The sequence below is a fragment of the Enterobacter sp. V87_3 genome (assembly GCF_029967835.1).
Classification (GTDB): Bacteria; Pseudomonadota; Gammaproteobacteria; order Enterobacterales; family Enterobacteriaceae; genus Enterobacter; species Enterobacter cancerogenus.
Genome location: NZ_JASCAM010000010.1, coordinates 122,389 through 145,026 on the forward strand (window position 1 = coordinate 122,389; position 22,638 = coordinate 145,026).

The 22,638-nt window shown below is 52.4% G+C and carries 37 protein-coding genes and 1 tRNA gene; 4 read left to right on the forward strand and 34 right to left on the reverse strand.

What is annotated here, in order from left to right; genetic code table 11:
* Nucleotides 1-4: 4 nt before the first annotated feature.
* The 9 genes from QLG21_RS01185 to QLG21_RS01225 all read right to left on the reverse strand — a co-directional run bounded on the left by QLG21_RS01185 (nt 5) and on the right by QLG21_RS01225 (nt 8,569).
* Nucleotides 5-1,102 (reverse strand): major capsid protein, encoded by a 1,098-nt coding sequence (locus tag QLG21_RS01185; RefSeq protein WP_282483706.1) that lies wholly within the window; start codon nt 1,100-1,102, stop codon nt 5-7.
* Nucleotides 1,103-1,111: 9 nt separating this feature from the next.
* Nucleotides 1,112-1,546, reverse strand: a complete 435-nt coding sequence (locus tag QLG21_RS01190) for a hypothetical protein (protein WP_202560733.1) — start codon at nt 1,544-1,546, stop codon at nt 1,112-1,114.
* A gap of 3 nt (nt 1,547-1,549) precedes the next feature.
* Nucleotides 1,550-2,959 carry a DUF2213 domain-containing protein gene (locus QLG21_RS01195; RefSeq protein WP_282483707.1) on the reverse strand — a complete coding sequence of 470 codons (1,410 nt, stop codon included), beginning with the start codon at nt 2,957-2,959 and terminating at the stop codon, nt 1,550-1,552.
* Nucleotides 2,960-3,027: 68 nt separating this feature from the next.
* Entirely contained in the window at nt 3,028-3,531 is a 504-nt protein-coding gene (locus QLG21_RS01200) for a hypothetical protein (protein ID WP_282483708.1), read from the reverse strand.
* A gap of 37 nt (nt 3,532-3,568) precedes the next feature.
* Entirely contained in the window at nt 3,569-4,543 is a 975-nt protein-coding gene (locus tag QLG21_RS01205; RefSeq protein ID WP_282483871.1) for a phage minor head protein, read from the reverse strand.
* Nucleotides 4,497-5,957 (reverse strand): phage portal protein, encoded by a 1,461-nt coding sequence (locus QLG21_RS01210; protein WP_348994624.1) that lies wholly within the window; start codon nt 5,955-5,957, stop codon nt 4,497-4,499. The genes QLG21_RS01205 and QLG21_RS01210 overlap by 47 nt, the downstream gene beginning before the upstream one ends.
* Before the next feature lie 11 nt (nt 5,958-5,968).
* On the reverse strand, nt 5,969-7,432 hold the full coding sequence (locus QLG21_RS01215; protein ID WP_282483709.1) for a DNA-packaging protein: 1,464 nt from the start codon (nt 7,430-7,432) through the stop codon (nt 5,969-5,971).
* The gene (locus QLG21_RS01220; protein ID WP_022651005.1) at nt 7,419-7,898 is read right to left on the reverse strand and encodes a DUF2280 domain-containing protein; all 480 of its coding nucleotides are present in this window, start codon (nt 7,896-7,898) and stop codon (nt 7,419-7,421) included. The genes QLG21_RS01215 and QLG21_RS01220 overlap by 14 nt, the downstream gene beginning before the upstream one ends.
* Nucleotides 7,899-7,930: 32 nt before the next feature.
* Entirely contained in the window at nt 7,931-8,569 is a 639-nt protein-coding gene (locus QLG21_RS01225; RefSeq protein ID WP_282483710.1) for a putative metallopeptidase, read from the reverse strand.
* A 79-nt stretch (nt 8,570-8,648) separates the two neighbouring features.
* Between QLG21_RS01225 and QLG21_RS01230 the strand changes: the two genes are divergently transcribed.
* Nucleotides 8,649-9,134 (forward strand): hypothetical protein, encoded by a 486-nt coding sequence (locus tag QLG21_RS01230; protein ID WP_282483711.1) that lies wholly within the window; start codon nt 8,649-8,651, stop codon nt 9,132-9,134.
* An 81-nt stretch (nt 9,135-9,215) separates the two neighbouring features.
* Here the strand turns inward: QLG21_RS01230 and QLG21_RS01235 are convergent, their stop codons facing one another.
* Nucleotides 9,216-9,431 carry a hypothetical protein gene (locus QLG21_RS01235; RefSeq protein ID WP_282483712.1) on the reverse strand — a complete coding sequence of 72 codons (216 nt, stop codon included), beginning with the start codon at nt 9,429-9,431 and terminating at the stop codon, nt 9,216-9,218.
* A gap of 212 nt (nt 9,432-9,643) precedes the next feature.
* On the opposite strand from QLG21_RS01235, the gene QLG21_RS01240 reads away from it, so the two are divergent.
* Complete coding sequence (locus QLG21_RS01240) at nt 9,644-9,778, forward strand: hypothetical protein (protein WP_265093666.1); 135 nt, start codon at nt 9,644-9,646, stop codon at nt 9,776-9,778.
* A gap of 17 nt (nt 9,779-9,795) precedes the next feature.
* Here QLG21_RS01240 and QLG21_RS01245 read toward each other — a convergent pair whose 3' ends face one another.
* From QLG21_RS01245 to QLG21_RS01360, 24 genes are all read right to left on the reverse strand, one after another.
* Nucleotides 9,796-10,320, reverse strand: coding sequence for a Rha family transcriptional regulator (locus tag QLG21_RS01245; RefSeq protein WP_100134976.1), 525 nt, complete (start codon nt 10,318-10,320; stop codon nt 9,796-9,798).
* A gap of 347 nt (nt 10,321-10,667) precedes the next feature.
* Complete coding sequence (locus QLG21_RS01250; protein ID WP_282483713.1) at nt 10,668-11,144, reverse strand: Rz lytic protein; 477 nt, start codon at nt 11,142-11,144, stop codon at nt 10,668-10,670.
* Nucleotides 11,132-11,776, reverse strand: a complete 645-nt coding sequence (locus QLG21_RS01255; RefSeq protein ID WP_282483714.1) for a glycoside hydrolase family 19 protein — start codon at nt 11,774-11,776, stop codon at nt 11,132-11,134. Before QLG21_RS01255 ends, QLG21_RS01250 begins: the two co-directional genes overlap by 13 nt.
* Nucleotides 11,760-12,131, reverse strand: a complete 372-nt coding sequence (locus tag QLG21_RS01260) for a phage holin family protein (RefSeq protein WP_048961198.1) — start codon at nt 12,129-12,131, stop codon at nt 11,760-11,762. Before QLG21_RS01260 ends, QLG21_RS01255 begins: the two co-directional genes overlap by 17 nt.
* A 423-nt stretch (nt 12,132-12,554) precedes the next feature.
* Complete coding sequence (locus tag QLG21_RS01265; protein WP_282483715.1) at nt 12,555-12,794, reverse strand: hypothetical protein; 240 nt, start codon at nt 12,792-12,794, stop codon at nt 12,555-12,557.
* 179 nt (nt 12,795-12,973) lie between these two features.
* Nucleotides 12,974-13,663 carry a bacteriophage antitermination protein Q gene (locus QLG21_RS01270; protein ID WP_282483716.1) on the reverse strand — a complete coding sequence of 230 codons (690 nt, stop codon included), beginning with the start codon at nt 13,661-13,663 and terminating at the stop codon, nt 12,974-12,976.
* Complete coding sequence (locus QLG21_RS01275) at nt 13,660-13,776, reverse strand: hypothetical protein (protein ID WP_249415644.1); 117 nt, start codon at nt 13,774-13,776, stop codon at nt 13,660-13,662. The genes QLG21_RS01270 and QLG21_RS01275 overlap by 4 nt, the downstream gene beginning before the upstream one ends.
* Nucleotides 13,773-14,405, reverse strand: coding sequence for a recombination protein NinG (locus tag QLG21_RS01280; protein ID WP_282483717.1), 633 nt, complete (start codon nt 14,403-14,405; stop codon nt 13,773-13,775). Before QLG21_RS01280 ends, QLG21_RS01275 begins: the two co-directional genes overlap by 4 nt.
* Nucleotides 14,398-14,697 carry a hypothetical protein gene (locus QLG21_RS01285; protein ID WP_282483718.1) on the reverse strand — a complete coding sequence of 100 codons (300 nt, stop codon included), beginning with the start codon at nt 14,695-14,697 and terminating at the stop codon, nt 14,398-14,400. The genes QLG21_RS01280 and QLG21_RS01285 overlap by 8 nt, the downstream gene beginning before the upstream one ends.
* Nucleotides 14,690-14,860: a NinE family protein gene (locus QLG21_RS01290; protein ID WP_282483719.1), complete on the reverse strand. Its 171-nt coding sequence runs from the start codon at nt 14,858-14,860 to the stop codon at nt 14,690-14,692. The genes QLG21_RS01285 and QLG21_RS01290 overlap by 8 nt, the downstream gene beginning before the upstream one ends.
* On the reverse strand, nt 14,860-15,315 hold the full coding sequence (locus tag QLG21_RS01295; RefSeq protein ID WP_282483720.1) for a YbcN family protein: 456 nt from the start codon (nt 15,313-15,315) through the stop codon (nt 14,860-14,862). Before QLG21_RS01295 ends, QLG21_RS01290 begins: the two co-directional genes overlap by 1 nt.
* A 184-nt stretch (nt 15,316-15,499) precedes the next feature.
* The gene (locus QLG21_RS01300) at nt 15,500-16,033 is read right to left on the reverse strand and encodes a hypothetical protein (RefSeq protein ID WP_282483721.1); all 534 of its coding nucleotides are present in this window, start codon (nt 16,031-16,033) and stop codon (nt 15,500-15,502) included.
* A 439-nt stretch (nt 16,034-16,472) separates the two neighbouring features.
* Nucleotides 16,473-16,865 (reverse strand): hypothetical protein, encoded by a 393-nt coding sequence (locus QLG21_RS01305; RefSeq protein WP_282483722.1) that lies wholly within the window; start codon nt 16,863-16,865, stop codon nt 16,473-16,475.
* Nucleotides 16,866-16,918: 53 nt separating this feature from the next.
* Entirely contained in the window at nt 16,919-17,119 is a 201-nt protein-coding gene (locus QLG21_RS01310; protein ID WP_282483723.1) for a hypothetical protein, read from the reverse strand.
* Nucleotides 17,112-17,402: a hypothetical protein gene (locus tag QLG21_RS01315; RefSeq protein ID WP_282483724.1), complete on the reverse strand. Its 291-nt coding sequence runs from the start codon at nt 17,400-17,402 to the stop codon at nt 17,112-17,114. The genes QLG21_RS01310 and QLG21_RS01315 overlap by 8 nt, the downstream gene beginning before the upstream one ends.
* The gene (locus tag QLG21_RS01320; RefSeq protein ID WP_282483725.1) at nt 17,399-17,731 is read right to left on the reverse strand and encodes an ead/Ea22-like family protein; all 333 of its coding nucleotides are present in this window, start codon (nt 17,729-17,731) and stop codon (nt 17,399-17,401) included. Before QLG21_RS01320 ends, QLG21_RS01315 begins: the two co-directional genes overlap by 4 nt.
* Entirely contained in the window at nt 17,728-18,015 is a 288-nt protein-coding gene (locus tag QLG21_RS01325) for a hypothetical protein (protein WP_282483726.1), read from the reverse strand. Before QLG21_RS01325 ends, QLG21_RS01320 begins: the two co-directional genes overlap by 4 nt.
* The gene (locus QLG21_RS01330) at nt 18,012-18,242 is read right to left on the reverse strand and encodes a hypothetical protein (protein WP_282483727.1); all 231 of its coding nucleotides are present in this window, start codon (nt 18,240-18,242) and stop codon (nt 18,012-18,014) included. Before QLG21_RS01330 ends, QLG21_RS01325 begins: the two co-directional genes overlap by 4 nt.
* Nucleotides 18,239-18,598, reverse strand: coding sequence for a hypothetical protein (locus QLG21_RS01335; RefSeq protein ID WP_282483728.1), 360 nt, complete (start codon nt 18,596-18,598; stop codon nt 18,239-18,241). Before QLG21_RS01335 ends, QLG21_RS01330 begins: the two co-directional genes overlap by 4 nt.
* Nucleotides 18,595-18,894 carry a protein ren gene (locus QLG21_RS01340; protein ID WP_282483729.1) on the reverse strand — a complete coding sequence of 100 codons (300 nt, stop codon included), beginning with the start codon at nt 18,892-18,894 and terminating at the stop codon, nt 18,595-18,597. The genes QLG21_RS01335 and QLG21_RS01340 overlap by 4 nt, the downstream gene beginning before the upstream one ends.
* 1 nt (nt 18,895) lies before the next feature.
* Nucleotides 18,896-19,585, reverse strand: a complete 690-nt coding sequence (locus QLG21_RS01345) for a replication protein P (protein WP_282483730.1) — start codon at nt 19,583-19,585, stop codon at nt 18,896-18,898.
* Nucleotides 19,582-20,481, reverse strand: a complete 900-nt coding sequence (locus QLG21_RS01350; RefSeq protein WP_348994625.1) for a replication protein — start codon at nt 20,479-20,481, stop codon at nt 19,582-19,584. Before QLG21_RS01350 ends, QLG21_RS01345 begins: the two co-directional genes overlap by 4 nt.
* Before the next feature lie 85 nt (nt 20,482-20,566).
* Nucleotides 20,567-21,112 (reverse strand): toxin YdaT family protein, encoded by a 546-nt coding sequence (locus tag QLG21_RS01355; RefSeq protein ID WP_282483731.1) that lies wholly within the window; start codon nt 21,110-21,112, stop codon nt 20,567-20,569.
* 29 nt (nt 21,113-21,141) lie between these two features.
* Nucleotides 21,142-21,363 carry a helix-turn-helix transcriptional regulator gene (locus QLG21_RS01360; protein ID WP_032141965.1) on the reverse strand — a complete coding sequence of 74 codons (222 nt, stop codon included), beginning with the start codon at nt 21,361-21,363 and terminating at the stop codon, nt 21,142-21,144.
* A gap of 153 nt (nt 21,364-21,516) precedes the next feature.
* On the opposite strand from QLG21_RS01360, the gene QLG21_RS01365 reads away from it, so the two are divergent.
* A complete protein-coding gene (locus QLG21_RS01365) occupies nt 21,517-22,149 on the forward strand; it encodes a S24 family peptidase (protein WP_282483873.1) in 633 nt (210 codons plus the stop codon).
* Between the two features lie 398 nt (nt 22,150-22,547).
* Nucleotides 22,548-22,618, forward strand: a tRNA-OTHER gene (locus tag QLG21_RS01370).
* Nucleotides 22,619-22,638: the final 20 nt, after the last annotated feature.

Consider the following 22,638-nt stretch of genomic DNA (forward strand, 5'->3'; position numbering starts at 1 on the left):
ATCCTTAGCTCGATGCGTGAATGACGGAGTATTTATTGTTGATGTCCTGCTTGACCATCAGCCCCATTGCACCCCAGGTACGCCAGATGTAGTCGCTGTTGTACTCAGGGCGAGGAGATGCAACGGTACCGATAGCCTGGCCGACGATCGGAGCGATAACGCCAGCGCCCAGTGGCACGATGACGATTTCGTTACCCGACAGCTGGCTGTCTTCTTTAATCGCCGCAACACCGGTCAGCTTCAGGATTTCATCCATGATCGTGCCGGACTGGAAGTTGTCGGAGAAATAGCGCTCCAGGTTGGAGATGATTTCGCCGGATACGTACCAGGTTTGCTCTGCATACTGGTTGTTTACGCGACGCATCTGATCACGCAGCGCGATTGCCCCGTCGCGGATAGCCTGAGACGTTGCGGTACCAGAGGTGAAGTCGATGTTAAGGCCGGAAGCGCCAAGGTCGATCTGCGCTACACGCTCATCGTCACGCAGCCCTTTCCAGGTCAGGCCGTCGAATACTGCGAAGTTGCCAGCCTTATCGCGGAAGCCGTTGAAAATGTAGTCAACGTAACGACGCTGAACGTCTACAACGGAGCCACGCTGAGCATCCGACTGCGACTGCAATGCCTGTGGACTGTTGAAGATTGGATCACGCCATTCGAACTTAAAGCCCGAGTCGTGGATAGGCACCATAGTTCCATCGAAGGAATAGCTGCGGGCATCGAGTGCCGCGCCGACCTGTCCGGACATGGATGTATGAGCCCAGCCGCGACCGCCGGTACGGGCGTAATCGTAACGGGATTGTTCGATGCGAACTGAGCGGGAAAGCGGCATCAGATCGTTCAGCAGGGTGAACTCAGTATTCGGCTCAAACTGCTGAAGTACCGTTGTGTCGAAAGCGCGGTACAGGCGGCGGATATCGTCAACAGCGTTCACCGCGTCGAGATAAGGTGCGTTTTCGGCATCGCCACGGAATTGAGTACGCGCCAGAAAATCAGCCGCAGCCTGAGCGCTGGCGTTTCGCTCAACTTCGAGAGCGCGCCATTGCGCCTGGTTTACAGCGAGGTTACCGGTCTTTTCACCGATAGACTTGGAGAATACAAACATATCTGCTCCTTATTTGATTACGACACGAAGCAGATCGCCTGCTGCCGTTGTATATGATTTGTCTTCCTCGACGTAGCAGCGCACTGACTCGTCGGCGGCAGCCAATTTGACTCGGCCGTTTGCAATAGAGAGCGCCTGCCCCTTGGTGTAGGTGCCAGCTGCAGCACGTACGTTTAAGAACATGCCAGGCAGAGGGTGAATCCCTACGACAAGTTCTCCAGCAGGGATAGCGTCGTCCACAGACAGACAGCGCAGATAGTCTTTGTTAGCCACGTAGAAAATTGCAGCTTCCTTGCCATCAACAGAGGCCGTGAATTTGTCCGTTGCGCTGAAGAAGCCAATGGTACCCGGTGGAGTAGATGCCGCGGCTGCACCTTCACGGTTAAGCAGCGGATTAGGGAACACGCCACCGGCGTGGATGATATGCTTTCCGTCTTTAGCCATTTTTTACTCCGGCATTTCGCTGACTGATTGGGTGTTGGTAGCCTGGTTGCGGAATGCGCCGTTCAGGCCGAAAGATGTCTGGCACTTGGCGTACATCGCGTCGAGCGCCTTACCGTCCAGATCTGCGACTTCTTCATCGCTCATGTTCATCGCCAGCTTCACAGCTGAGCGCTTTTCGCCTTTCTCTTTGTCGGAGTTGGCATTCAACTGCGCTTTGAGTGGTTCTACGGCAGAGTTAACAGCGGCTGAGATAAGTTCCATCAACTTCTCGTTCTGCTGCTCATGCCCAGAGTTAGTGGCCTGCTCTTTTTTCTTGGGCTTGCCGGTTTCAGGATCGATTTCTTCATCGCCTTTTTTCTTGGCGGTAGCTTCTTCGGCCTTCATCTGGTTGTATGCGTCCATCAGCTCGGCGTCGGACTTGCCTTCGGTCGGCTTACCAGCGGCTTGCAGCGCATTGATAATCAGTTCTTTCATCGGATCGTTCTCTCCGTTGGTTTTAATCTCGTACTCAGTGGGTTTGCGCACGACTTCTACAGGTTCGCCGACGAACACGGCCTTGCCGTCGTCATCGATGAGGTACTTCTGCTTCAGGTATTTGGTGTCATTGCGGTAGATGAAGCTGTCCGGCCACACCGTTTCAGGCCAAAGCCACTTATCTTCAGCGTCACCCTCACGCAGCTTGTCGCTGATGGCGCGGGAGATGTCGTCGAAAGAGAAGTTGGAGGCATTGGTGAAGAAGAATTTGGTTTTGTTAAGCAGGCCGTCGCGGGTGCAGTCGATACCATCAGCCAGGCGGGCAACTTCGATCTGTTGCTCATCACCTTCTGAGTTAACGAAGATGCCAACGCCATCCTCTGGCGTTCCGGCACCAGGCTCATCAAGCAGCACCGCCACATGATCAAACATCATATTGGTGGCGATCTCGTTGTACTTTTTGCCCTTCGATTCACCGTTGGCAGCAATGCCGGAATACAGCAGGCCGGTGGAGATGTGGATCGGGTCGGAGTTGGTGCCAGCCAGCATTTCATCCAGGCGGTTAATCAGGCGTTTGCCCTTCTCGCTCGACTCGGCGTACTGGCGGTTAACGTACATGTCGCCCGTCACCTTCCCTTCATTGTGGCTGACGTTCTGTAGCCAGGCCCCGACGTGGTACTCGTTCACCGCCCGGACATCGCGCGCCGACACATGCTTGCCGTCCACTTTCGGATGGCCCAGCGGCATCGGGTTACGCTCAAGCGTGTTGTAGGCCTTTTCGATTTCTGCTGCCGGGTACAACTTCCGGTTCATCACGATATCGTCCACGACAGGCGTGATGCCGCGAACCACGATATGTGGCTTGCCGTCGATGGTTTCAGTGGTGATGTTTGAAGCGGAGTTGACGACGGTCAGCACGTTCACGCGGTTGCGTTTCATGCTGGGTCCTCATTGGTGGATTTCAGGCAATAAAAAACCCGCCTGAGCGGGTCTTAAGGATTTCGTGCTTAACGAAATTTCAATTCTTTTTTTGCATCGTGAGCAATTTCGTTAATGACTTGTTGAAGCAACTTAATTCTCTCATCATAAATTTCTTCCTGAGGCATTCCTTCTTTGAACATTTCTCTTAATTTGGTGCTGGATTGCTCAAAAAAATGTTTTACCAAATCGTTAGTTTTAGCGCTAAGAGAAATGGGAGCCAGAGCCAACTGACGCTGTATGGCAATACGCAGACTTTCGCCCTTATCCCATGGGATATCTTCATCAAACATTGTAACTTTGCCTTGTCGCTCTCGACGATAATGACGCCTTACATCTTCGAAAAAAACTTGCAACTCAAAGAGATTTCCAACCAATTCGTTGTAGGATTGACTTTTCTTCTCCCACCATTTTTCATGATAAAAGCGTCTTAATGCAACATTCGCTGTCACTATTGCGGCAATGACACCAGTGATTATCCCAACTCCAGCTTTTGAGAGAAAATCCATAACATCAAATGAAACGGCGGGCATGCGGTCGCTCCGGTTGTAATGATTTCTTTGTAGATTATCATTTTTTCCATGACTTTCCCTCCTGGGATAGCTTATCAGCCAGCCCCTCGTTAAAGATGCTGCCGTCGTCGTTGAGCAGCACCGGAATCTGGCTGCAGTAGCAGTTATATCGGTTGCCGTTCTCGGCGTAGAAGTCGCGCACTTCTTCCGTGGTATAGACCTTGCCGTGACGGCTGGCGTGCCAGCTGCGAGTGGTTGGTTTGAGTGCTGACAGCCACATCAGGCCGGTATTCAGCCCCAGCCTGTCAGCAGCCCAGTCCGTTTCATTCCATTGTGCCTGCCGCAACGCGCCGACCTGCTCAGTCTGAGCGATGGTCTTGGCCTTCGACATCGACACATCGAGACGCTTGCTGATGACGCTGGCCGTCTCACGAGGATTCACGCCGCGCGCTACCGCATCGGTGATGATGTTGGTCAGGTCGCCTCGGGCGGTGTCACTGATGACTTTCCAGTCGCTGAACGTTGTCAGTCTGGCCGCCGATATCTGGTTCAGATAACCGGGGCTGCTTAAAAGTTGCTGTAGCGTGGTCTGGCTGGCGTAAACCTGCGACTGCACCGACAGGTTGGTGAAGGCATTTAGCGTTCCTCGGTCATACTCCGCAATGACGTAGTCCATCGCCCATAGATTCTGGCTGCCTCCATCAAGAAGCTCATCATCCAGAATCGACTGAACTACCTGCAGCAGGTCGGCCAGTTCAGCGGCGGTCATGTCATAGATGAACTTTCCGGCATTGACCTGATACAGCGAAGGTTCTGCACCTTCGTTGTTGCACATCATCCATGACCGCTGCGCGTTCGCCTCTCGCTGCTGCCCTGTCAGCCTTTGGTCAAATAGTGCCTTTAGCCTGCGTTTGATGTTCAGATACCGATCTTCGATATCATTGAACATCCGGCTGACCTGTCGCGATGACTGCGTGGGGTCAGCTTTATTGCGCGGTACGATTGGCGTCCCGATCCTGGTTTGCGCTGTCATCATCATCTGTCAGCGGATCCTTATCGGTTTGCTTTACATCAGGGTTAGGTGGCTGAACGACCTTGCGAGGCTCCAGCTCGCCGACTGCGCGGATTTCGTTTTCATCCACCGCCGGTGTGCCATATGCCTGCTGGGTATCTTTCGCCACAACAGCCATCGCCTGCATGTTGGCAATCTTCTCTTTCTCGCTCGGCGCGAGCAGATCAGACCATGCCAGCGTGACCTCTCCGGATGATGGCGGGTCAATGACACCAACCGTCCAGAAGCGCTCAAGCACGCTCTCGACCACCATCGACTGGAATCCCCAGCGGCGACCGTTACAGCGCTTCGCCCAGTCTGTCTTGTCCTCATCGGAGGCAAGTCGCCCCGTCTGCTGACCGAACAGAATGGTGAACGGGCATTGAATCGAAGATGCAAACTCGTTGGCGGCCACTGTCCATGTAGGGGATGGATCTGCAGCTGCAACGGAGAGTACCGAAGGCGTACCGGCCTGCATTACCAGGGCGGCATCAGTGCCACGGTTCATCTTGGCGACTTTGTCGTTAAGCGCTTCACCAAGGTCTTTGTAGCCAGCGTCTGTGGCTGCCTTTGTCAGGTTCGCGATATTGGTTTCTTTATCGAACGCAATCCCGAGTTGGCGACTGGCATTCTTCAGGAACCCTTCAGCACTACCACCCGATACCTTTTCGAGGTCGAGCAGTTTGTTGTAGCCCGCACGCAGGAAAGGCACGCCAGAGAGCATGTTCTCGTCTTCAGAGCCTTCGCAGAGAATGATGATTCGCTCGGGGTGTACGGTAACGCCGCGCACCGGGCCATACGTGCCATCATCACCAACTGGCTGCTCGTTGAAGTTGTACGAAACTGGCTGGCCGTACGTTTCTGAAAGCGTGTCGGTATCGAAGTTGCCTGGCTTGATCTGCGATTCCCACGCGGGGATCAGCTTAACAATGGGTCCATTACCGATATTCCGTAGGGTTTTAACCTTCGCGCGGTCGACTGGCTCGTGCCATTCCCTTCCGTCCCGGAACTGAATGAGCAATGCCGAGTATCGGCCAACGAGATTGCGGCGATCCGCATCCTTAATTTTCGGCCAGTGCTTCTTCAGCAGCTTAGTAGCTGATTTCTCCCAGTCCGTTGTCTCGGTTGACTCCTTGCCGTCGTCGCCATCGATGATCGTCGGGTTATCAACCCAGCACGAATCAAGAAGCTTATGGACGGCGGCAAACGCCACCGCGTTGCGCTCATAGGCCCGGTAGTATCGGTCGAACTCGAGGCTGTTGGGGTAGCCGAATTCATCCCACAACTTCGTGCGTTTGGTGTTTCCCGGCTGGCCCGCGTACAGCATGCGCTGCCGCCCGATAGCTTCAGCAAGGGCATTAACGAGGAACTGTTCCCCGGTGCTTAATTCACTCACTGATGAGCTCCTTAGAAGAAGATTGCGCCAGGCGTCTGCCCGCTTAACTCGGTCATGGCCCATACGAACGCATCAAGGCGGTCAGGCGATTTTTTTGATGTGGTTGGCACATATTCCATCATCTGATTCTCAAGATGATAGAGGCTGCCTCGGTGAGCTACGCGTCCCTGTGCATACAAGGCTGATATGGGTTCTGCTCGGGCAAACTTACCCTTGCTGGCATGGACACGAATGATGCGGTCTTTAAAACCTGCATTGCGTAGCGTGTCTTCCGCCATGTCACCGCCCTGGTTGGTTTCGATAACAATTGCATCGGCGTCGTGTTGTGCATATGCATCCATCGCTCGTGTAGCCCAGCCATTAGGTGAGTATTTCCCGCTGTAATCTCCATCAGCTGAATATTGCTTCTCATCCCCTGAGCCATATGCGCTGGCAGCCACAATGCCCGTTTCGTCGCTTTCATCGCTGTTCGTCGCCTGTGGGTCGATAGCTATCACCGTCCGTGACAATTCTTCTGTGATACTGAGCGCTCGTGCCGCGGCGATCATGCCTTCTGTCCACAAAGCCCCTTCCGCGTTGAAGCGTTTCGGGTTTTGCATGTACTGGGCTTCGGCGGTGCGCCGGTGAGAAAACAGCGATACGCGGTGCGATTCGTTGTGCTTAAACGGCCACAGCCAGCCATCAGGCAAGCCGTGGTCAATCGGGATAGCGTGGGTGTTTTCCGGATAAGTCTCTTCGTAACTGCGGCTGCTATCGATGAGAACAGGCAGATTCAGGTGGTGCCACTTCTCACCACTACCACCCCGCAGCAGATAACCGCTCAGGTCGTGGTAGTGGATCCGCTGCATGATGACAATCAGCGGCGTCGTCTCGATCGCCAGTCGTGATTTAATTGTCTCGTTAAAGCGATTGTTGACGCCGTCGCGGACGATCTCCGAATAAGCGTCGTCCGGCTTAACCGGGTCATCGATAATCAGCGCGCCCTGCCATCCTGGCTCCATGTGTCCGGCACGAAAGCCGGTAACCTGCCCGGCAGCTGACGACGCATAAACGCCGCCGCCGTGTTCAGTCCACCACATGGCCTTGCTGTCAGCGTCATCGCGCAGCGACATCGGCCACATCGACTGGTAGGCCTGCGACTTAATCATGCCGCGCGCGGTTGAGGAGTTCAGCAGCGCCAGGTTGTGCGAATAGGACAGGTGCATGAAGCGGGCCCGGCAGTTCAGCGCCAGTCCGCGGCCCATCATATTGATGGTAGCCAGCTCCGTTTTCGTGTACCCAGGCGGGACGTTGATGATCAGGCGCTGAATCTCACCATCAATAACGCGATCCAGTGTTTGCTGAATCACCTTGTGGTGCGGAGCGACAATCATCTTGCCGCCGGTGCGCTGCTTGAAGAAGTATCGAGCGTAATAGAGCCCGTCCTCTTCGCATTCAACCTTACGGGCAAACGCCCTTTGCTCAGCAGTCGTCATCCTCCATCATCTCCTGCCGCGCGGATTTGTATTCCTCTTTGCTCATGGTGATCGTCTGGATCGCGCCACCATTCGGGCCGGAATGTTCAAACTTGTGCTTATTGGTGTAGGCATCGCCGCATTCCTTCGCCGCCTGCTCGATGATCTCGGCAGTAAGCGCGAGGTTCTTCATGCCCTCGGCGCGCGTTGCCATACGGTCGAGAACTCGAAGGCGATACGCCTTATTGGCGATCGGAATATCGGAGATTTCATTCTGGAAGCGTTCGCGGGTGGCATTGAACATGTCTACCCATTTCTGCGCCAGCCCCCTGCCGTTTGCTTTCGTCGGGTCGTGGGATTCGACCTGCTGACGTGTGATGCTCAGGCCAAATTCTTTTTTGACCAGCTCAACCACCTGGGATGGGGTATCGAAGCAGGCAAGAGACTGAACGATGAAGGCTTTGACCTCACCTTTCAGTGTCGCCATGGATTACCTGCCTGTCATAATCAGTCATATTGTTAGGCCAGCTTTAACATGCATGTACCGCATGACCTGGCTATATCGATGTGAGCCACTTCTGCTGGCGCATTGGCCGCATCAACGAGCTCCTGTACTTCTTTGCTGGCACCGTATCGACGTACGACACCAGTAAATTCTTCGACGTCATGGCCGCGCAGTGTGAGCACTGGCTGCCCGGTCTCTTTATTGAACTTGGGCGCACCGAAATCATCGGTGGCCTGTGCGATGTGGTAAAGCTCATGCTCTACCAGCGCGCAAAACTCAAGGTCACTGCATTGTGAGCAGTAATCGGCCGCCAGCGTGATGATGAACTTCGGGATTCGCCCGAACCATTCATACATCTGCTGTTCCATTCTGGCTTTCTGCCAGCCACTGGCGCGGAGCATTACCTGCTCAGCCTGACCGAGGACATACCGTCCTTTCTTCGCGAACGAGTCAGACGCCCACATGAAGCAGATATCAGCCTCTAACAGATGCCCGTGGTCAGGGTTATGGATGCTGCCGGCATCGCTGATGATTTGTCGGATTATCCACTCATGTACTTCGTTGGCGGGGATCAGCCTGGTATACGGCTGCCAGTTGTCGGAGTCGATGAAGTTAACTGGCGGATATGGCCTGCGCTCATCATCGTTTTGCATTTCAACTCCGTTGCGCCAAAGTTTGGGGGGATGTATCGTTGTAAAGAAATGTGAATCACCGACAAGCAAAGAGGCTTAAATGGAAACATCGTTCTGGTTGACAGTTGGAACCAGCGCACTTATCGGTGCGTGTTTAACAGGGCTTTGGAATATTGTAAAAGATATTCTTTCACGCAAAGCTGAGGCCAAAGCTCTTGAGAACGGATTAATCGCTGAAGTTAAAACCCTTTCCCATCTTTTACAGGTTCGTAAATATAAAAAGACGCTGGAAGATATGCTGCAAGAAATGATTGCTAACGATCAGGATACTGTTGAGTTTAACGTTTTTATCCATGACAATTTCAATCCCGTTTACAGAGCTAACGTTCAAAAAATTGGCATGCTAGACAATGGGTTAGTAGAGCATATTGTCAAATATCATGCTTACATGTTTGCTTTGGTATGTGACTTACATGAAAAGTCGATTTTGTCAAAGGATGGTTATACTCAAGATGCCTTAAAAGAGATGGTGCAAATTTTAAATGATGCAGAGGCTATATCAGCTGAGATTGCAAATTATAAATAGTTTTTTAACGACTAGTCCCTTCTGCTTCTCCGTACAGGCACGCTATTCAAATTACCTTCAGTACGGCTTGCTCACCCGTTGCTATGTCGTTTGTCCTGCAGGCTCTTCAATCTGCTCTGTCGGCACTGGCGTGAACTCAACTCGCTTTACATCTGCAGGAGCGAAATACAGCCACTGACCCGTCTCTGTTGCCAGCGGCACAAAGCCGTTAACCAGCTCAGGCTGACGTCGTGACATCTTGCCGGTGAAGGTTTCGCCTGTTTGGGTAGTTAGCGTGATTTGGTAGATGTCGGACATTGAGAGCCTTTTTATCCGCTTGTGGGGATATTTAGTTGATTATCCGCTGTAGGGGATAATTCAAGACCACTACAGATAGACCGTGGCTGTCCAACACTGTTGGACACGGTTTTTTCTACATCAAAGACCACTAATGAAGGGGCCGCAGTAAAATAATAAGAGACCACTATAGAGGCAGAACTCGTCTGCCTAGTTTTTCTATAGGAGGTAACATGTTTTCAGAATTAGATATTTCTTTCGTCATCGCCATCGCCCCATCAATCAACCAGATCGTTAAAACTATTTGTCTGGCAATTAGCCTGGCGCTCTTGAAGCAATACGGCATTATCAAACCCCCCCGCAGATAGGCTTTGTAATGGCCTGTTTAGTTAATCAGCAACTCAGGCTGAGTTACCTGCATGATGTGTTCATGCTCGACCGCCAGAACGCGCTTCTCTTTCTTCCGTTCGTTCATTAACCGGCTGCCGATCGTTCCTTTCAACTTCGAGCGCGTTTCTTTAATGGCGTAGCGGTGCTGCATTTCTTCGCCCATGGCCAGACGACGGCTAAGTTGCTCAGACATCCAGTTGAAAGCTGAAATGTAGCTTTCTTTGATAGCCGCAGCGGCTTTCCCGGTGAATCCCATCACAACCATGATCCAGCCATCTTTCGTCAGGCTATACATCGGGCGAACCTTACCCTGCTCATCGATATAATCAGCCGACGCAAAATTGCGTTGGCTAAACTCACTTGAGCAATCGGCCTTAACCTGCTCGATTTTCCTGAGCACATCACCGTGTCGCTTTCCGAAGTACGTGGCAACTTTTCTGGATGTGGTAACGACCTCTCCGTTTTTGGCTTGCACCATTTCTCGGAAGTCGAAGGCAGGAATAACTGACGGATTATTCATAGCGTCTTTACCTTTTAGAAAGTGAGCCTGTCTCACAGAAAAGCCGCCCGAGAGAGGTCGCCACCTATAACGGCATTTCTCAGGCTCGCTTACTGAAAGGCTCTCGTTGAGATGCGCGTGAGATGCACATAAAAAAAGCCCCGCGGATGCGAGGCTGTGAGAATTTGCTACGTTTAAAGTCCAGAGGAGAGACTGTGTCAGAACCTCAGGGATGAGGCTCTTTGTCTGTAACCTGCAGTTTTCTTATCGCCGCCCGGTCGTAATTGCATTGCCCGACGATCCCGTAAAGTGTCGCGTTCATCGAAACGCTGTCTCCGTATGAGGGATTGTCTGGCAGATCTGGCACATCAATGCGAGATGTCAGATCCGCCGGAAGGTTCAGGACCGGCTGCTTTATCACGCGGTATTCCACGGGCGGCTTCTGCTGCTGCGCGCAACCGCTCAACAGCGGCATCAGGAACAGGAGCAGCAGCGCACTTATCTGCCGCCAGGTAGCGCTTAATCTCGCTCTGTAGCATTCGGTTTTGCTTCGCCGATTCAGCCCTTTGCTCTGCGACCTCAGACATGACCACGTTTTGCCTGTTAACAGCGCCAGCAAGCTCTTTAACGCTCCCCGCCAGATCGTCATTTTTAGCCCTCAGGTCGTTGATCTGCACATCCTTGCTGTCGTTAAGCTGTGTCAGCCTGTCGTTCGTCGCCGTTAACTGATGATTGCGGGCATTTAGCCCCCACAGGCAGATAGCGACAAGGATGATGAACGCGCAAGGAATGAGAATGTGCGCATTATTTTTGAAAATGCGGAATAAACTGATTAACCCGAACATAAAACCCCCTTAGCTTTAGTCAAGCGGGCTTTCCTGTCCTCCAGTCCGTTGGTACCACCGTTGATGATTCTGGTGATGCGGCTAACATCATCTGAGTCAGCGATAGCGTTAAGTCCGTGATTGCTCCACCAGGCAGCTGCGGATTCAGCAGCATATTGAGGCTGAGTAAGTAGTTCCGGGCTCTTTACGATATCAACGCCAAGCTGCTTCACCAGCGCGGCGTAATTCGCTTTCCCCGTCACCTGAATCAGGCCGCGCCCGCGGTAACGATATCCATCACCACTATTGCGATCTCCGTTCCCGTTTTTGTTGGCGTAGATGATGCTGCCAATCATTTTCTGGTCGGCCGGGTGAGCATTCGGGCCGGAATCAACGCGGCCATATTTAAAAGCGTCTTCCCGACTGATTCGATTGCCGAACATCGCCAGCAATGCGCCGTATCGGTAATTCAGGCTCTCTTCGGTGTCTACAAAACCGGATGACTCATGCCCCACCTGAGCGAGGAAGTGCGCCTGCCTTAACGGCGTGCTTATGTCGTATTTCTGCATTGCTGCCAGCACGACTGGAAACCACTTCCCGGCCAGTGCCGCACTGGTGCCCGTTGCTTGCTGGAATTTACTGAGGGTCAGCATTTGCTTTGTCTCCCGGTTCATTCAGGCCAAGGCGACGGCGCGCATAGGCGAAAAGAGAATCCACCCCCACATACCCGACTCCAGCCGAGATCGGCCAGCAAAGTTCAGGGGGGAAATTCCAGTTGAAGATTGCCCATATAGCCGTGAGTGTCGGCTGAGCAAAGAAGCAAAGGATCCCGCACATCGTTGCGCCAGCGATCCGGTCTTTCCACTTTGATTTCGCGCCGCGCGAGGTAGCGAGTATCGACATGACAAAAGCCAGTACCGAATAGCCAGCTTCGTTTTTGTGGTTTACAAGCCACGCAAGCATCACCGCCCAGGTATCTGGTCTGTCTTGCATAGTGGTTTTCTTCATGTTCGCACCTGCTTGGTGCTGGTTGATTAGGTCAGGCCCTCGGGACGGTTTAACAACAAGGCATGTCGAGGATGTTTCCCGGGGCCTGAAAATAAAAAAGCCAGCGACAGGCTGGCAATGTGAGGGTAAGGCAATGTCGGCTTACTGGCCGAAGGGTCCCAGGTAGTGGGTTTGGTGTGTGGTGATCGGACTCGAACCGATACTCGGGACCGGCATCAGCATCATGCCTAACCCGCTGGCGTTAGCCAGTTGATGCATTACTCTACCCATCTAACCCGCAAGCGGGAATTGAGTTACACCACAACGGTCAGAGCACTGCGCGGCACCTTTCACCAATCCGCGAGGTCTACGGGTTCAATGCTCTTTCCTGTTGTGCAGAAACGAAAAAGGCCACCTAAGCGACCTGTTAAATCTGATACTTTTTCACAATCCAAGCCAGCGAAGAAAACCCTTAACGCCTTGCGCTTGCCTTTTGTAATGTGACACGCACTCATCAATTACGTCGTGAGATGATACCGAGCGAAGGAGTTTAGCCCCCACTTCGTTGTGTGCTTTATCGAGGACATTAAAAATCCGAACACTAAAAGCATCATCCATCTTTTGAATTTCGTAACGATAGGTGATGTTGTTAGTGCCGCCAACATATAGCTGGAAGTTATTCATGGTGCAGTCTCTCTATAAAAACGTGAGACACCATTTTATATAATTGTTGAATGATTTTTAACTTACACCGTTTCAGGTAGCACAAAAAACTAAGCCCCGCACGATGGCGAGGCTCTTAATTCTTTGTCGACCTGTGAAGCTATGGCGACGATATCAGATTTACATGAAATATATGCGTTTCAGTTCGGTTTTGCAAGACTTGCATCTAAATTTGTCGCCTTTTGTTGTGAACGTGATCGCGTTACTGAGATAAGCGCACCACTATCGAGCCGCTTAAAGCTGTTTCGCATCGCCAGCCAGTGAGGCAGATACGTCTCTGTCCAGGTGGATTTAGCCACGCCGGCCAGTTCCGCCAGCGCCTGATATTCGTACGTCTCACGCCCTGCCAGTTCTGCTTTCACGTCCTGCGCCGCCAGCCATATCAGTTTCTTCAGGCGTTCCATCGTCTTGCCGGCCACCTTCTTCGGGCCGAGTTGCTCCCGGAACTCTGCCCACGCCCACTGGGTGATCGCCACCTGGTATTCGAAGCGGGTGTTCTCGCTGTAGTTCCAGAGCAGCCACGCTTTATGGTGGTCTTCCAGAGACAGAACAGCGCGGCGCCACGATGCGGTCACGAACTCAACCGGCCCCACCAGCGCGATTGACGATCCCTTGGCGCGGGACTGGCTGCCGCTCATCGCCGGGCCGTCCGGATTAAGTTTGCGGCCTGTGACCGGATCGGTGGTTTTCTTCCGTCCCCGGCTGCGTGCCGTCGCGGTGAACTGCGCATTCTCGGCGAAAGCTACCAGTTGCCCTTTCGTCGCCCCGCTCAGATCTGCGGTCGCCACAATGAGCTGCTGACGTACGTATTCCAGTTGCTGACTGTTCATGCGGCTTCCTTCTGTGGCTGGTTGGTTTTGGTCTGGCTGTGCTTTGCTATTGGCGGCAGGCTGGCGCGCTTGACGCTTTCGGCCTGGTACCGCAGGAAATCGGCGTGGTTCATGCGACCTCCTGTCGACGGGCGCGGCGTTTTTCCAGTGCGCGGGCTTTGCGTGTGAAAATGGATTTGATGCGCTGCAGGTATGGGATGTCGAACCGGCGGACGGAATTGTCGTTGTTTATCGCCTCAACTTTTTCGTCACCGATGCGCTCAATAAGGCCCTGTTCAAATGCCTTTTGCGCGCCGTCCCGATCCCGGTTGCAATAAACACACTGGGCTGCGGTATTGTGAAGGTTGAAAGCGAGGTGCGCCGCTGCGCCGCGGGTACGGTAGTGGCCGCAGTCCATGGTTCCGCCAAACTTCTGCTCCGGCAGCCTGCCGCAGCTGATGCACGGCTTACCAGCATCCCTCAGACGGACATACCGGTTGAAAGCCGCCTGCGCTTCAGCCCTCCATTGCGGTTTGGTTTTTAGTGCCACCTTTCTCGCTTTCAGATCCCGGCGTTCCGCGCGCTCTTTCTCTTTGCGCTCCTTGATGCGCTTAGCCATGGCCTTCACCTTCTCTTTTTCGCGCTCTCGCATCGCGAGGATTACGCCATGCTCAGGGCTGCACCAGCGGATCCGGATATCGTGAAATTTCGGCACGAAGTATTCACCGCACACCTTGCACTTACGGCGGGATGGTTTACGCATGTGACTTCTCCTTGTCAGATACCAGTTGATCAGAGAAGTCATCGCCATCAATTGGCATCAGCCATTTGGATCGGCAGTTGAGCGACGATGTATTTACAATCTCGCCATCTGATAGCCAGCCTTTCAAATCCCTGTCCGAAGCTGACTCTACGCTCCACGCATCAAGCTCAATTCCGGTAAAGGTGCTCTTAAGGGTTCCCATGTGCTTCGTCAGCTTGACTGCTGCGCCAATGTTTTCAGAGATCATGCTGTTGATAATTACGGCCAGGCCGCCAGCTCTTAACTCACGCATGAGTCCTCCTCGCCGCGAGACGCAGCCATTTCTGATCCACCAGGCGGGCGGTGTAGCCCTTCAGTGTCGGGATGTCGGAAGGCTTAACCACTGGCTTACGCTTACGGCGCGCCGGAACGCGGAAGATTTCGTTTGTGATGACGCGGGAAAGTGGAGTAGACATCAGGCCTCCTGCTTATCGCGCAGTTGCTGGTATTCGCAACCGTTCGGGATAGTCAGGGCCAGACCGAACTGGGCGCACCACATTTCAATCTTCACCAGAAAGATGTGCATTTCATCGGTATCAAGGTCTGCGGTGTGGCGTGGTTCCCAGGTCGTGGTTTTCTCACCGGTGATGAAGTCGGTGTAGGTCACCTCTTCGCATCCGAGATAGGTCTTTTTGAGGTTGCGCTTAACCCATTCTGGAGTCGCATCGGTGCGGCCGGAGTTAATCAGATATTCGCTGATTTCAGCCAGCCACATGTGAAGAAGTGAATTTTGAGACAGGCTGCGCTTCTCGCGCCACGGTTTAACCTGCAGGCGGAAGCATTGCCCGGCATCCAGCAAAGGCTGAATCTGCTGGCCGATGGCCGCGAAGTTACCGCGATGGAGTTTGATGCCGTCTACTGGCAGAGTCATACGGCCTCCTTAACGGAAACCGCTGAATGCAGAAAATCGCAGGTGCATTTCTGCATCTGTGACAAGGTGAGGAGTTCAGATTGTGGTCGCATTTAAGTCCCCTTAAATGCGCAGAAGTCACCGGAGTTGTTCGGGCTCCGATGACAAGATTATGGCTGGTTGATTAGGGAAAATCAAAATATAATTAAGTTGACGTGTAGGTGTCTAAGTGTTCGCGAAATTCTTGTACAGTCATAAGTTGTTTATGCGATATTGGTATGATATTGCATGCTTCTTTCAAAGGCCCTGACTTACTACCATCCTCGGTAAGGATGTATGTATTTTGAAACCCTCTCGAGCCTATGAGGCGATCTGCTTCATTGCCAAAGTATATCCCTCTTTTGGAAGATTTTATTTGCCTTGAGGTTTTTTCTAAAAAATCATTTTGATGAACTGAACCAAAACCGCCTACTCCAAAGCCTCCGAATCTATGCTCTTCTTCAGGAGTATCCGGTTCATCAAAACCAAAATATACGAGTGGACCTTCAAGTGGAATAGTTTCTTCGCAGAAAAATTTGTATAAAGCTTCCTTACCAGCCTTGCCGTCAAGTTCCTCCATTTCACGAGAAATCTCTCGAGTAATTTGAAAAATATACGGAGATAACTCAGGTGAGCTTAAACTAATTCCACTGTCAAAAAGAAAATTCCATGCGTTTGAATCGATGATAATATTTTTCATTTATGATTTTAACCCGATTTAACTCACCTCAGCCCAGAAAAGGCATGATGCAGGCGACTGGCAGGCCGAGTTTATGCGTATTCGCACAGCTTTCGGTTGGCTGGCCGGAATCACTCCAGGCATGCTCCTCTGGCGATGCGGTTATCTGATCTCTCAGCTTTCCATGACTTAACCACTAGCCCATCACGGCCAGGGCGAGAGCTGAAAGCACCCAGTGCTTTCCGGTAGACTTTGGCACTGCCTCTGTCGCCACTCTACTGTCACTACTCCAATCTTTTAATCCCCTGATCAGACACTCAGATGTGATGCTCTACAGTTGCATGCGGGGGAATACAAAAACTCGGACAAAATCAGGCCCTCCTTTCTGGATCACTCGCGGGGATAAATCTATTAAACATTTGTTCTGTGTAAGTTTCAACTATACAAGATATGGTATTTTTCAAATCTTAGGTGCTGCCGATAACATCGCTGCCCAGCACAATTTCGCCCGGTATGCAGCCTGCTGGCATCCGCTCATGGCGTCGTATGCTTCCCACTCCTTCTCATCGCTAAAGCTCTCATCTGGCTCTGACTCGAAACCATTGACAATCATGTCTTCTGTCGGCTCAACCGGCACCAGCACCCAACCATTCGGCACTACCGGCGCTGGCGGGGCGGTGTAACATTTCGGACACTCGATATGCTCAATGCCCATCTCGCCGTGATCGATGTCTACCGAACCGTTACCACCACAGGCATCACAGCCGACTGGCTCCGATTCGAGCGATGCCAGCGCGATACGCGCCAGCTCTTTGACAACATCACAATTTTTATTTCCTTCGCAATCATCCATCAAAAGCCAATCGTCATTGATTATTTCTTTAATCTTGTCCCGTGAAAGTTCCATTATTTCACCGCCTTAGCTTTGCGTTCCGCTTCACTAAAATCCCACTCAACACGATGTGATATTTCAATAGCCGCCCTAACTGAGTGCTCAATCATGATGTCGAGCTTTTGAAGCGTCGTGGCCATATTTGGATTTCGAGCCAATATTTCTGCTCGAAGAATTTGCCATTCGTTGCATGTTTCAAGTAATGAATTAGCCATTGTCTTTACCCCTCGTGCTATATGCAGATAAGCACTCTTCAAATCCAGCCTGATTATCTGTTTGCCCAAAGCTGAATCCGCGCTGAAGACCATGCCGAAATGCGCTATCTTGCAATTTATCGGCGGTTTCGAGCTTCGCCTCCAGCTCAGCAATCCGCTTCTCTGCGGCTTCCAGCTTGGCGCGTAGCTTCTCTAAGTCATCAGCCTTCACAACGGGTACATGGCCGTGGCCTGGATCTTGCGTGCTACCGAATGCAGCCGGATGGATGTAATAAGTTTTCATGCTCGATCTTCCTCATCGGTGCCAGCAGAGACGTTGATGCCAGCGTTATCACAGGCAATACGGAAAGCCGCTTGGAGTTCTCGCGCAATGTGTGGCACATAGTCGTCGAAGGTTGGGATTTCGACAGCGCGCTTGTCTTTGGCTTCCAGCTCATCCAGCAGCGCCAGAACTCTCTCAGCCGTGAATGTTTTGCAAAAGTCATGCACAGGCTTCCACTCCGGCATATCAGGGTCAACTACTTCGCCGAACACACCAACCGCATGCCATAAAGGGGTTGATTCCGCTGCTGCGGCAATATCACGCAGCGCCTGTTTGTCGATGTTGCTCATTGGGCGGCCTCCTGGGCTTTCATCAGTGCTTCACGCACGCAAGGCTTGTAGTAGTGGTGGAAAGCGAACGTTAGACCAAGTTTTGTTGCGCCTTGGTTCTTTGAGCTCAGCAAGCCAAGCCCCACGCAGATGGTTGTTGCAGTCCAGCCAGAGTGATACCCGGCAGCACGTTTCATTACGGTTTCAGCCAGGATGGTGCGGAAATCAGTGCGGCCGAAATTCGTGTTTTCGAATGCTGCATTGATCACCTCATCAGTAAGGTGCGCGTCGATAGAGTTGCTCATTGGGCGACTCCTTCTGCTTTCTTCTCGTCAACGCTCCAGGCTGTAGCCAGTGCGCTCGTCACTTGCACAAACGAATGCTTAACTTTCACCGAGAAAGTTTCACCAGTAACCGATACCGTTTCGATGGTTGTCAGCTCTCCGCCGCTTTCGAAATCAGGGTAGAACTGCGTTACCAGGTTACTTTCAACAATCACTGAGCCGTTCGGTGTGTGCATTTTCAGTCTCATGACTGCACTCCTTTGCGAAGCTGGGCGGCGAACTCGCGAATAGTGCTATCAAGGTCTGGACACAGCAGGTCATCAGCAAACATCTCCACACCGCTGGCCCGCACTTCAGCCAGGAAGGCGTCGGTGGCTGGGGTATTAATGTCGACCAGCATTCGGACACTTTCGACGTTCTCCGGATCGGTTGATTGCTGCCATCCGATAGTTGAATCAATCGCTGATTTAAGCCCCGCATTCTCCGCAGCCAGCGCCGCGCATTTTGCTTCAAGTGCGGCGTAGTCTTCGTAATCAACAAGACTTCCATTCGCATCTTCAAATACCGACGATGTCCCATTCACCTCATAACGTTTCACGCTCATACCCCTACCCTCCCCCAAACCATCAATACTCGCTTCATTGCCGCGCTGTTGCGGCACTCCTGGAAAATTCCGTTGGTGCAGCTGCGCGCGGTACCGCCCTGCTCTTCCGGCGTAGCCAGGCGATAAGTCACCGTTCGCCAGACCTTGCTCACCCGCACAATCTTCCGGGTCCGCTCCAGATCGATGGCGTTCTTCGTGATGCAGTTGATGGTCATGCCGCACTCTGTGGCCACATCCTTCGCTGTGAAGGTCCGGTGCGTTTCGAGATAACGCAGAATTGCCTGTTTGCCTTTCATCTCACACCATCCCGTTCGACTTGTTGCGGTTGTACTTCGCCTGGAGTAACTGGATCGGCGTCGGCCCGTGCTGGGCAGTCGGAGCTGCAATTGCCCGTCGTACCGGCGGCACTGGCTTACCCTCGGTGACGCGCTTCTCCCACATGTCCAGCAGATCGCCCGCTTCGCGTGCCAGCTCACCATGCGTTAACTGGCGCTCAGTGCTGCGGTGGCGAAGTTCTACGCAGATGTGGTACATGACCGGCTGTGACCAGGGGAATTGTTCGCTGGAGGTGAATTCGAACGAGCGGTTACGCCAGTCCCAGTATTCGGCGATCACCTGGTCAACGGTGATGCCAAGCGCTCCACCACTCTGTTTGCACCAGGCGACGAACTGACCCGGCGACGGCAGGAATGGGCGCTCCTGGCGGCGGGCAATGCGCATTCCGGCATCGACCTGGGCCATGGTTTGGATTCCGTTCTCCTGAAACGCCAGCAGCCACTGACGGCGAAATTCGTTCAGGTCGTCCTGGCTGCGGAAGTTTGCCATGCTGGCCGGGAACGCGGCGCGCAGCTCGTTGAACAGCTTGTTGAATACCTGAGCCACCTGCTCTACCGGTGCACGCTCCTGGTACTGCTCCGGCAGGTTATGGGCCATGCGGCTCATCTGCTCGCGGTCGTGGTTACGCATCTGCTCTGCAAGAGATTTCATCGAATCACCTCATAGGCCCAGTCAGTGTTGTTGAAGTCCAGATCCGGCTTGGCGGCTGGTTTGACAGAGAACTTCGGCTTAAACAGCCCCTGATATCCGTTAGCAATACTGGTGTTGATCACGTCTACCGGGTTATGTCCGTCTTCCAGGCACTCTTTCAGCAGCTTGAATGCCTTCGTGACGGTCAACTCAGTTTTGATCGGCTTACCAGACTGTTTGCGGTAAGCCACCCATTCATGCCAGGCGGTTTGATTTAGCCACTCAGGTACGTCAACACTGAGCGGATCAAACTTGTCCTTCCCCCTTGGGGGATTAGAGGGGGTATTAGGTTTTATATTTGTCTTTGGAAGAATGTCTTTGGTGTTCCCTGTTTTCAGGGATGCCTCTCCCTGTTTTTGGGGATGGTTATCCCTGTTTTCAGGGATGGTTTGTGGGGTGATTTTGCTATCCCCGATTTCAGGGATGGTAATAACCTGCGTTACAACTTTAGCGACCGGGAAACTGACCGGGCACTTTGCACATTTTGGCTTTGTGTAAGCCCAGCTATCCAGGAGCGTGTTAATCCCGATGTAACGTGTCTGCCCGATTCTGCGCATCTTGATGATGTTGCGATAAGCCAGGCTGAGCACAGCTTCAGAAACGTGCTTAACGGCCAGTCTGGTTTTATCTGCGATGAGACTGTTGGTGATCCTGTCTTCTTTCTTGGACCACCCATACGTCAGGCGAACAATAGCATTCAGCACGCGGAATTCACGCCCCGAAAGCTCTACGAAACACAGGGCATCCTGAATCTGGTTAGCAAGGCGAAGATAGCCATTTTCCAGATCGGCCATGCGATTCTCCTGCTGCGCCGGTTGCTGCGCAGGGAATTTGATTACTTTGGCGGTGTTTGCCATAATTACTCCCGTTACTTGGCGTAACACAGTGTGATAAGGGCCTTTGAAGTTACCGCTTCAAGGGCTTTTTCTTTTCTGGTGCCTCTCACATAACCCCCAGCATCGACGTGACCATCGTCATCAGCGGACCTACCTGCTCCGGCATGAGGCGAAACAGCGACGCTATACCCTCGCTTACCTCTTTCAGCTTCTGATGCTCTGGTGCGTCCAGCAGTACGGCCTGTTTAGCTTCGGCACACTCTTTCATCGCAGTAGCGATCAGCGACATGGTGTCGTTCTGTGGTGCCAGGCGGTTGCGGTACTCCAGCGGCAGAACGGACATGATTGCCGGAGCCAACTGCCGAATGTTGTTGGCGGCATATTCGGTGTCGCCGTCGATCCAGCGGAATACCTTCTGCATCTGGCGGTGCGAGTCAGTCGGGATATCCAGACCGGTGCCGCCAGTGGCCCGCCACTCTTCCACAATCAGCGCTGCGACAAATTCACGGCTGCGGCAATCAGCTGCCCAGGCGCGAACTGCTGCGCGGATCCCATCGATATTTAACGCCGCGGAATCAACTTCCCGGCGATTCTGGTAAATCATCGGTGGCACCGATAATTTGCTATTTTGTTGGTACGCAAGTGAATGCATTGCTTTCCCTTTCGTGGTTAGGGCCGCCGTTAAGCGGCTGTTGATTTTTCTGGGTCATCCCCAAAAAGAAGCCATTCTGGTTTGCACTTAAGAGCGCGAGCCAGCTCAACCAAATAACGTGGGCGCTTCGTAACACCGGCCTCTATGGCCTGAAGTGACTGCTGCTTCATGCCAGCCAGTTTTGCCAGCTGGTCCTGAGACAGATTCATCTCTTCACGTTTTTGCTTGAGGCGTTGAGAAATTGTTTCCATGTCACCTCCACAGTTTTATCTGTATTCTGTGACAGTTATTTCTGTTTGTCAATTACAGTTTTAACTGTGACTATGTGTTAAGGGATCGTGTAACTCTTTCTGCCGGGATGCAGGCTAATGAAAACAAGACGAACTGATGAGAATGAGGACGCTGTGAGCCTTGCCGATCGCGTTAAACAAAAAAGAATTGAGCTGGGGTTAACTCAGACAGAAGCTGCTGAGAAAGCCGGTATTCGGCAGCAATCCTGGCAGAGCATTGAAGACGGGAAAACTCTTAAGCCACGTAATATAGTTGGTATAGCCAAGGCCCTTAAATGTGATGCAGATTGGCTGATGAACGGCGGCGCTTTTATGCCGATGGCAGAGATCAACAGCAGGAGAGTACCGTTGATAAGCTATGTACAGGCAGGTGCTCTGGCTGAGAAGAACCCTATAGAAGCATTCGACGGAAGCCTTGAATACATTCTCACAGATCTTGATGTTTCCCAGTACACCTTCGCACTGAGAATAGAAGGTGACTCAATGGAACCTGATTTCAAAGCAGGTGACGTTATCATTGTTGACCCCGAGGTAGAGCCGACACCGGGGGAGTTCGTCGTGGCAAAGAACGGTGGAACCCAGGCAACGTTCAAAAAGTACCGTCCAACATGGATAGATCCAAAGGGTTGTCAGCACTTTGAACTGGTTCCATTGAATGACGATTACCCGGTCATTAACAGCGATCATCAGCCACTAACCATTATCGGTGTGATGATTGAGCACCGAATCTACCGACGCAAACGCTAAATCCCCCTCCTACACATCGAACTAAACCGGCTAATGCCGGTTTTTTTTACGCCCTTACAAAATAAATCCATCACAAATACAGAAACATATGTTATTTTCGCCTTTAAATACAGTTTTGTCTGTTGACGATAATACAGTTTTATCTGTATCTTTAATTCATCGAAACGACATCGACAGCTGAGCGAAGTTAGCCAGCGGCGGACAGCAAGTCGCCTGCTTTTTAACAACATGCAGATTTACAGCGTCAATGACCTGTTTAGACCCCCACACGAAAACGTGCTGTATCACCGGGTGCGATCCGGTCGGTGAGAGAGTATCCCCGCGCGAGAGCGAGAACGGCGTGAGAACGGGCAACACTGGCAGAGAGTTGGCGCTGACCAATACAGGGAATGTTTTGGGGTGTGGTAGCGCAGTGGCAGACGCGGGCATGACGGCCGTACCTCTGGTTCGATTCCAGACCACACCACCAAAGCATTTCTCCCGCATCAG

Excerpts from the sequence above, each read along its gene's own strand:
- QLG21_RS01290 (WP_282483719.1), bottom strand. The coding sequence starts at position 14,860 with ATGTCTACTCCACTTTCCCGCGTCATCACAAACGAAATCTTCCGCGTT.
- QLG21_RS01315 (WP_282483724.1), bottom strand. The coding sequence starts at position 17,402 with ATGAAAACTTATTACATCCATCCGGCTGCATTCGGTAGCACGCAAGAT.
- QLG21_RS01275 (WP_249415644.1), bottom strand. The coding sequence starts at position 13,776 with ATGAACCACGCCGATTTCCTGCGGTACCAGGCCGAAAGCGTCAAGCGC.
- QLG21_RS01190 (WP_202560733.1), bottom strand. The coding sequence starts at position 1,546 with ATGGCTAAAGACGGAAAGCATATCATCCACGCCGGTGGCGTGTTCCCT.
- QLG21_RS01220 (WP_022651005.1), bottom strand. The coding sequence starts at position 7,898 with ATGGCGACACTGAAAGGTGAGGTCAAAGCCTTCATCGTTCAGTCTCTT.
- QLG21_RS01350 (WP_348994625.1), bottom strand. The coding sequence starts at position 20,481 with ATGGCAAACACCGCCAAAGTAATCAAATTCCCTGCGCAGCAACCGGCG.
- QLG21_RS01265 (WP_282483715.1), bottom strand. The coding sequence starts at position 12,794 with ATGAATAACTTCCAGCTATATGTTGGCGGCACTAACAACATCACCTAT.
- QLG21_RS01305 (WP_282483722.1), bottom strand. The coding sequence starts at position 16,865 with ATGGATGATTGCGAAGGAAATAAAAATTGTGATGTTGTCAAAGAGCTG.
- QLG21_RS01335 (WP_282483728.1), bottom strand. The coding sequence starts at position 18,598 with ATGAGCGTGAAACGTTATGAGGTGAATGGGACATCGTCGGTATTTGAA.
- QLG21_RS01310 (WP_282483723.1), bottom strand. The coding sequence starts at position 17,119 with ATGGCTAATTCATTACTTGAAACATGCAACGAATGGCAAATTCTTCGA.
- QLG21_RS01240 (WP_265093666.1), top strand. The coding sequence starts at position 9,644 with ATGTTTTCAGAATTAGATATTTCTTTCGTCATCGCCATCGCCCCATCA.
- QLG21_RS01330 (WP_282483727.1), bottom strand. The coding sequence starts at position 18,242 with ATGAGACTGAAAATGCACACACCGAACGGCTCAGTGATTGTTGAAAGT.
- QLG21_RS01255 (WP_282483714.1), bottom strand. The coding sequence starts at position 11,776 with ATGCTGACCCTCAGTAAATTCCAGCAAGCAACGGGCACCAGTGCGGCA.
- QLG21_RS01340 (WP_282483729.1), bottom strand. The coding sequence starts at position 18,894 with ATGAAAGGCAAACAGGCAATTCTGCGTTATCTCGAAACGCACCGGACC.
- QLG21_RS01355 (WP_282483731.1), bottom strand. The coding sequence starts at position 21,112 with ATGCATTCACTTGCGTACCAACAAAATAGCAAATTATCGGTGCCACCG.
- QLG21_RS01185 (WP_282483706.1), bottom strand. The coding sequence starts at position 1,102 with ATGTTTGTATTCTCCAAGTCTATCGGTGAAAAGACCGGTAACCTCGCT.
- QLG21_RS01360 (WP_032141965.1), bottom strand. The coding sequence starts at position 21,363 with ATGGAAACAATTTCTCAACGCCTCAAGCAAAAACGTGAAGAGATGAAT.
- QLG21_RS01300 (WP_282483721.1), bottom strand. The coding sequence starts at position 16,033 with ATGAAAAATATTATCATCGATTCAAACGCATGGAATTTTCTTTTTGAC.
- QLG21_RS01230 (WP_282483711.1), top strand. The coding sequence starts at position 8,649 with ATGGAAACATCGTTCTGGTTGACAGTTGGAACCAGCGCACTTATCGGT.
- QLG21_RS01215 (WP_282483709.1), bottom strand. The coding sequence starts at position 7,432 with ATGACGACTGCTGAGCAAAGGGCGTTTGCCCGTAAGGTTGAATGCGAA.
- QLG21_RS01285 (WP_282483718.1), bottom strand. The coding sequence starts at position 14,697 with ATGCGTGAGTTAAGAGCTGGCGGCCTGGCCGTAATTATCAACAGCATG.
- QLG21_RS01245 (WP_100134976.1), bottom strand. The coding sequence starts at position 10,320 with ATGAATAATCCGTCAGTTATTCCTGCCTTCGACTTCCGAGAAATGGTG.
- QLG21_RS01225 (WP_282483710.1), bottom strand. The coding sequence starts at position 8,569 with ATGCAAAACGATGATGAGCGCAGGCCATATCCGCCAGTTAACTTCATC.
- QLG21_RS01260 (WP_048961198.1), bottom strand. The coding sequence starts at position 12,131 with ATGAAGAAAACCACTATGCAAGACAGACCAGATACCTGGGCGGTGATG.
- QLG21_RS01270 (WP_282483716.1), bottom strand. The coding sequence starts at position 13,663 with ATGAACAGTCAGCAACTGGAATACGTACGTCAGCAGCTCATTGTGGCG.
- QLG21_RS01195 (WP_282483707.1), bottom strand. The coding sequence starts at position 2,959 with ATGAAACGCAACCGCGTGAACGTGCTGACCGTCGTCAACTCCGCTTCA.
- QLG21_RS01345 (WP_282483730.1), bottom strand. The coding sequence starts at position 19,585 with ATGAAATCTCTTGCAGAGCAGATGCGTAACCACGACCGCGAGCAGATG.
- QLG21_RS01280 (WP_282483717.1), bottom strand. The coding sequence starts at position 14,405 with ATGCGTAAACCATCCCGCCGTAAGTGCAAGGTGTGCGGTGAATACTTC.
- QLG21_RS01325 (WP_282483726.1), bottom strand. The coding sequence starts at position 18,015 with ATGAGCAACTCTATCGACGCGCACCTTACTGATGAGGTGATCAATGCA.
- QLG21_RS01320 (WP_282483725.1), bottom strand. The coding sequence starts at position 17,731 with ATGAGCAACATCGACAAACAGGCGCTGCGTGATATTGCCGCAGCAGCG.
- QLG21_RS01295 (WP_282483720.1), bottom strand. The coding sequence starts at position 15,315 with ATGACTCTGCCAGTAGACGGCATCAAACTCCATCGCGGTAACTTCGCG.
- QLG21_RS01205 (WP_282483871.1), bottom strand. The coding sequence starts at position 4,543 with ATGACAGCGCAAACCAGGATCGGGACGCCAATCGTACCGCGCAATAAA.
- QLG21_RS01235 (WP_282483712.1), bottom strand. The coding sequence starts at position 9,431 with ATGTCCGACATCTACCAAATCACGCTAACTACCCAAACAGGCGAAACC.
- QLG21_RS01200 (WP_282483708.1), bottom strand. The coding sequence starts at position 3,531 with ATGCCCGCCGTTTCATTTGATGTTATGGATTTTCTCTCAAAAGCTGGA.
- QLG21_RS01250 (WP_282483713.1), bottom strand. The coding sequence starts at position 11,144 with ATGTTCGGGTTAATCAGTTTATTCCGCATTTTCAAAAATAATGCGCAC.